We start from the raw sequence: 6,946 nt of genomic DNA, 5'->3' as shown, positions 1-6,946 counted from the left end.
AGGCCAGCGGAAGAATTGTTGTCAAGGAACTCGGCAAATTAACCCCGTAACTTAGGGAGAAGGGGTGCCTGCGAGAGCAGGCCGCAGTGAATAGGCTCAAGCAACTGTTTAGCAAAAACACAGGTCTCTGCTAAAGCGAAAGCTGATGTATAGGGGCTGACGCCTGCCCGGTGCTGGAAGGTTAAGGGGATTGGTTAGCGTAAGCGAAGCCTTGAACTTAAGCCCCAGTAAACGGCGGCCGTAACTATAACGGTCCTAAGGTAGCGAAATTCCTTGTCGGGTAAGTTCCGACCCGCACGAATGGCGTAATGATTTGAGCACTGTCTCGACAACAAATCCGGTGAAATTGTAGTGGGGGTGAAGATGCCCTCTACCCGCGATTGGACGGAAAGACCCCGTAGAGCTTTACTGTAGCTTAGCATTGAATTTCGGTATTGTCTGTACAGGATAGGTGGGAGACTTAGAAATAGGGGCGTCAGCTTCTATGGAGTCGTCCTTGGGATACCACCCTGACAGTATTGAAATTCTAACCGGAGGCCATGTATCTGGTCACGGGACATTGTTAGGTGGGCAGTTTGACTGGGGCGGTCGCCTCCTAAAATGTAACGGAGGCGCCCAAAGGTTCCCTCAGCGCAGTTGGAAATTGCGCGCAGAGTGCAAAGGCATAAGGGAGCTTGACTGCGACACATACAAGTGGAGCAGGGACGAAAGTCGGGCTTAGTGATCCGGTGGTTCCTCGTGGGAGGGCCATCGCTCAACGGATAAAAGCTACCTCGGGGATAACAGGCTGATCTCCCCCAAGAGTCCACATCGACGGGGAGGTTTGGCACCTCGATGTCGGCTCGTCACATCCTGGGGCTGAAGTCGGTCCCAAGGGTTGGGCTGTTCGCCCATTAAAGTGGCACGCGAGCTGGGTTCAGAACGTCGTGAGACAGTTCGGTCCCTTTCCGTCGCGGGCGTAGGAAATTTGAGAGGAGCTGTCCTTAGTACGAGAGGACCGGGATGGACCAACCTCTGGTGCACCAGTTGTCATGCCAATGGCATAGCTGGGTAGCTATGTTGGGACGGGATAAACGCTGAAAGCATCTAAGCGTGAAGCCCACCTCAAGATTAGATTTCCCATAGCGTAAGCTAGTAAGACTCCTGGAAGACTACCAGGTTGATAGGTCAGAGGTGTAAGCGTGGTAACATGTTAAGCTGACTGATACTAATAAGTCGAGGGCTTGACCAAATAATTAACACTGTGCAATTTTGAAAGAATAATAAATAAAAAATCTTTCAAAAAAGTATTGACAAAATGAAGAAAAAAAGGTTATAATACATAACGTACTCATTTGATGAGGAAAATCTGGTGATTATGGCTCAAAGGTAACACCCCTTCCCATTCCGAACAGGACGGTTAAGCTTTGAAGCGCCGATGGTACTGCAGGGGAAGCCCTGTGGAAGAGTAGGTCGTCGCCAGGTAAAAAACGTGGATCTTTAGCTCAGCTGGTTAGAGCAACCGGCTCATAACCGGTAGGTCCGGGGTTCGAGTCCCTGAAGGTCCACCATATGGGGGTATAGCTCAGTTGGGAGAGCACCTGCCTTGCACGCAGGGGGTCAAGAGTTCGAATCTCTTTATCTCCACCATAAATCAGAACATGCAACCTAGAAAGGTTGCTTTTTTTATTAGTAAAAAAAAGGAGAAATAAAAGTGTTTTATAGAATAAAACAATTTATTTGGTCAATAAATTCTAAAATTACTAGTGAAGATATGAAATTTGTAGAAAAATATTTAAATAGTGAACAAATTCAATTATTTAACAAATTAAGTACTTGCGAACAGAAACATTGTGTAAATGTAGCAAAGGATATAAGTGAATTACATGAAAGTAATAATATAAAATATTATAATGAACTTATGAAAGCAGCATTATTACATGATATAGGAAAAATAGAGTGCAAATTAAATGTAATTGATAAATCAGTGTTAGTTATATTAGATAAATTATTTAATGGTAAACTAAAGAAATATAAAAACATAAAAAAAGTAGATGTTTACTATAACCATGCATATAAAGGATATCAAATATTAAAAAAAATAGAAGCTAATAAAAAAGTATTACATTTAGTTAAAAATCATCATAATAATAAAATAATAAATGATATTGAATTAAATATATTAAAAAAATATGATAATAAAAATTGATTATAAGTGATAAATCTAGAGTATTTCAAAAATACTTTAGATTTTTTTAGTTTTTTTGATGAAATATAGTAAAATATTTAAATAGAATGATAAAATATAAATATAGTATTAAAAAAGTGGAGGAAATTATGAATTCAGAAGAAAGAAGAAGAAGCATAGAACAACTTTTAACAAATAGTAATGGGCCGCATAAAGGACATGAATTAGCACAAAAATATGGAGTAACAAGGCAGGTTATAGTAAAAGATATAGCTATATTAAGAGCCGCTGGGAAAAAGATTGTAGCGACTCCAGAAGGGTACATGATGATTAATAAAGTATATGGTACTGTAAAAAAAGTATTAGCTTTTAATCATAATAAAGAAGATATAAAAGAAGAATTGGAAATAATAATAAAATATGGAGGTAAAGTAGAAGATGTAATAGTGGAGCATCCTGTATATGGTGAAATTAGAGGAATACTAATGATAAAGAATTTATATGACATAGAAAATTTCATGAAAAATCTGAAAGAGCAAAATGCTAAACCTTTATCAATATTAACAGGGGGAGTCCATTTACATACTATACAAACTGAAGATGAAGCAAATATGAATAAGATAATGGGAGAATTAAAAAAGAAAAACTTTTTAATTTTAGATTAGTTATTTAAAATGAGTATAATATCTAATATAATAGTGTATTTTAAGTTATAAAAACAGAATTTATTAGAATAATTTAGTGTGGAGGTATGAATGGAAAAGGTAGCACTTTTAAAATGTACAGAATATAATGTAGATACAATTGAAAGCAAATTAAGGGAAGGTTTTAATCTTTTAGGTGGTGATAAATTTTTAAAACAATTAATACCAACAGGAAGTAAAGTATTACTAAAACCTAATATGCTTAGTATAGAAAAAAAACAATCTCCTGTTGTTACTAATCATAATATCTTTGAGGCTGTTATTAGAATAATAAAAGATTATTCTAATAATATAACATTTGGAGATTCTCCAGGCTTTGGAGATTCTAAAAAAGCCGCAGAAAAATGTGGACTTATGGAAGTAGCTAAGAGGTATAATGTACATTTTAATGATTTTAATGAATCTGTACATATTAAATTAGACAATTCTATTTTATGTAAATCATGGAATGTAGCTAAAATAGCTTATGAGTCAGATGTAGTAATAAGCTTACCTAAATTAAAAACTCATGCTATGGCTTATTATACAGGTGCAATTAAAAATCAGTTTGGATGTATACCTGGTACTCAAAAAGCAACATGGCATACGAGAATGCCAGATGCTAATAATTTTTGTAAAATGTTGTTAGACCTAAATACTGTAGTAAATACTAATTTTGCTATATTAGATGGAATTATAGCTATGGAAGGTAATGGACCTAAAAATGGTAAACCTAAAAAAATGGATACTATTATAATGGGTGAAAGTTTGAGTGCTGTAGATTCTACTGCTGTTAGGTTAATAGGATATGATAACCCTATAGATACACCAGTATTAAAAGAGGTATATGATAATAATTGGGGAGCAGTATTACCTAAAGATATAGAAATTTTAGGTGAAAAAATTGAAAAAATGAAGGTTAAAGATTTTGAGCTTTGTAGAAAGGGAGGAAATTTTTATTTTATAAATCCTGCAGTAACTAATTTTTTGAGAGATATGATAGCGCCTAATCCATCATTAATATATGATAAATGTATAAGTTGTGGGCGATGTGCAGAGGTTTGCCCAGAAAAACCTAATGTAATAAATATGATTCAAAAAAAGGAAAAAGAGTTCCTGTGTGGAATATGAAAAAGTGTATAAGATGTTTTTGTTGTCAAGAATTGTGTCCTGCAGGTGCTATACAGACTAAGCATACACCATTGGGAAAATTATTAAAAATAAATAGGAGGTGAGTAAAACTTTGAGAAAGAGATATGCAGGTTTTACGATTATAGGAATTATAATTTTTGTAGCACTATTTTTAGATACAATAGTAAATTTTGTTGTTAATATAAAATGGTTTCAAGAAGTTAATTATTTATCTGTTTATTTAACTAAAATAAGTGCAGTGTTTAAATTAATGATTCCAGTTTTTATTTTAATATATATTACAATATGGTTATATTATAGAAGTTTAAAAAAATGTGTTGAAAAATGGAATAGTGAAAAAAAAGTAATAACATTTAAAAAATCTAATAAGTTTTTTATGATATTTGATATTATAGTTTCGTTGATAATATCTATATCTATATCAACAAATTATTGGTATAGGATTCTCCAATTTACCAATGCAGAGAATTTTAATGTTACAGATCCTATATTTAATATAGATATATCTTTTTATATATTTAAGCTTCCACTTATTGAATCTATATATAATATATTTATGATATTGTTAATTGTTTTAGTAGTAGTAACTTTAATAACATATTTTTTATTAAATGCAAAAGATAGAATGAGTATAAGGGGATCCTTACAAAATGCTAAAGAATTTAAAAGCGGACTTACAAAATTTGCAGGAAGGCAGTTAGCTATAGTATCTGCTCTAATTTTACTTTTGTTATCTTTAGGATATATGATTAAAGCATGGAATTTGGTTTATTCACCTAGAGGAGTAGTTTTTGGTGCTAGTTATACAGATGTAAAAGTTAGTTTATTATTTTATAAAATAATAGTTGTAGTATCATTAATAGCTTCTATAGTTGTTTTTATTAGTGTATTAACCTCTAAAGTTAAACCTATATTTGCTTCTATAATAATAATAGTTGGTTTAATAGTAGTAGAAAATGCAGCAGCTATTATAGTTCAAAATCTTATAGTAAGATCTAACGAAAAGACAGTTGAGCAAGAATATATAACTCATAATATTAAATATACAAGAAAAGGATTTAACATTGATAAAACTGAAGAAAGTCAGTATGCTATTAAAAATAATTTAACAACTAAAAGTTTAAAAAATAATGAAGATACTATAAAGAATATAAAAATTAATTCATTTAAACCAGCATTAGAATATTATAATCAACTTCAAGTTTCAAAATATTATTATTCATTTAATGATATTGATGTAGATAGATATAATATTAATAATAGATATACACAAGTTTTTGTTTCACCAAGGGAAATAGATGTTGATTTATTGAAAGATAAAGCTAATACATGGCAGAATAGACATTTAACATATACTCATGGGTATGGCATTGTTATGAATAAAGTTAATACTGTTACAAGTTCAGGTAAACCAGATTTTGTTGTAAAAGATATACCAATTCAGAATAATTTAAACGTTAAAATTGATAATCCTAGAATATATTTTGGCGAAAAAACTAATGATTATGCTATAGTTAATACTAAATTGGGAGAACTTGATTACCCTGAGGGTTCTAAGAATAAGATGACTAATTATAAAGGAAAAGCAGGAATAAAAATGAATTTTGCAAATAAAGTTCTATTTTCTCTTTATAATAAAAATATAAAATTTCTATTATCTAAGGACATAACTAACGATAGTAAAATATTAATAAATAGAAATATAGTAGATAGAGTAAAGAAAATAGCACCGTTTTTGGTGTATGATAAAGATCCTTATATAGTAGCAGACAATAAAAAATTATATTGGGTAATTGATGCTTACACTGTTTCTAATAGATACCCATTTTCTCAACCTTATAATGGTATAAATTATATAAGAAATTCTGTAAAAGTTGTTATTGATGCGGTGGATGGAACAACAAATTTTTATATAGTGGATAAAAATGATCCTATAGTAAAAAGTTTTTCTAATATTTTTCCTAAATTATTTAAAGATTATAAACAGGTACCAGAAAGTTTAAAGAAACATTTTAAGTATCCTGAAGACTTATTCAATATTCAGTGTAAAGTATTAGGGAAATATCATGTTACAAATCCGTTGGTATTTTATAGTAGTGATGATTTGTGGGAAATATCAAAGAATGAAAAGCAAGTAAATAATGTAGAACAAGATGATGAAAGAAATTCAGCATCTTATGTTATAATGAAACTTCCAAAAGAAAATAAAGAAGAAATGGTTATACTTCAATATTTTAATGTGAATAAGAAGAATAACATGGTGTCATTATTTTGTGCTAGAATGGATAAAGATAATTATGGTAAGTTAAATCTATATAAATTTCCACAGGAGTCAATAGATAGTCCTTATTTATTTAAACAAAATATAAAACAAGATCCTGTAATATCTAAAGAGATATCTTTTTGGAATCAGGAAGGTTCAAAAGTACAATTTGGAGATACAGTAATTGTACCAATAGAAAATTCATTATTATATGTAGAACCTTTGTATATAAGAGCTAGTGGAAAAGATAGTATACCTCAAATGAAAAGAGTAATAGTGTCTTATGGAGATAAAATGGTTTTGGCTCAGGATATAGATGATGCTATAAAACAAATATTTAACTATGGTAAAAAAGATGAAATACAAGATACTACCAAAAAGAAAGATACAGTAGATATAGATAAAATTACAGGAGATATAGATAAAAACATAAAGAGGGCTAAAACTTTATATGATAAAGCAGTAGAAGCTCAAAAAAGAGGAGATTGGGCTAAATATGGAGAGTATATAAAAGAATTAGGGGAATTATTGGGGAATATTAGTACAAAGTAAACTATTTTTGTTGAAGGAGTTTTATAAAAGACTCCTTCTTTAAAATCTTAGTATATAATAATTGTCAAATAATTTAAATAAAGTTGTAAAAAATACATATATATTTTAAAATAGATATGTAAAAATTTT

The 6,946-nt window shown here is 30.8% G+C and carries 3 protein-coding genes, 2 tRNA genes, 2 rRNA genes and 1 pseudogene (1 of these 8 only partly in view); all 8 read left to right on the top strand.

The genetic code is table 11. The features are described from left to right. Positions 1-1,231, top strand: a 23S ribosomal RNA gene (locus ACFIJ5_RS00405) (it extends 1,668 nt beyond the left edge of the window). Positions 1,232-1,347: 116 nt separating this feature from the next. Next, positions 1,348-1,464 (top strand): 5S ribosomal RNA (gene rrf / locus ACFIJ5_RS00400). 9 nt (positions 1,465-1,473) lie between these two features. Then, positions 1,474-1,550, top strand: a tRNA-Ile gene (locus tag ACFIJ5_RS00395). A gap of 3 nt (positions 1,551-1,553) precedes the next feature. Beyond that, positions 1,554-1,629 (top strand) — tRNA-Ala (locus ACFIJ5_RS00390). Positions 1,630-1,693: 64 nt separating this feature from the next. Then, entirely contained in the window at positions 1,694-2,188 is a 495-nt protein-coding gene (locus tag ACFIJ5_RS00385) for an HD domain-containing protein (RefSeq protein WP_379802653.1), read from the top strand. Between the two features lie 128 nt (positions 2,189-2,316). Further along, positions 2,317-2,832 carry a transcription repressor NadR gene (locus tag ACFIJ5_RS00380; RefSeq protein ID WP_379802652.1) on the top strand — a complete coding sequence of 172 codons (516 nt, stop codon included), beginning with the start codon at positions 2,317-2,319 and terminating at the stop codon, positions 2,830-2,832. A gap of 90 nt (positions 2,833-2,922) precedes the next feature. Continuing rightward, a pseudogene (locus ACFIJ5_RS00375) lies at positions 2,923-4,085 on the top strand (DUF362 domain-containing protein). An 8-nt stretch (positions 4,086-4,093) separates the two neighbouring features. After that, positions 4,094-6,817 (top strand): UPF0182 family protein, encoded by a 2,724-nt coding sequence (locus tag ACFIJ5_RS00370; RefSeq protein WP_379802650.1) that lies wholly within the window; start codon positions 4,094-4,096, stop codon positions 6,815-6,817. Positions 6,818-6,946 lie beyond the last annotated feature (129 nt).

Source organism: Haloimpatiens myeolchijeotgali (genome assembly GCF_042688525.2).
In the GTDB taxonomy this organism is placed as follows: domain Bacteria; phylum Bacillota; class Clostridia; order Clostridiales; family Clostridiaceae; genus Haloimpatiens.
Note: the sequence above shows the minus strand (reverse complement) of the source record. Positions and strands in the feature narration are given on the sequence as shown.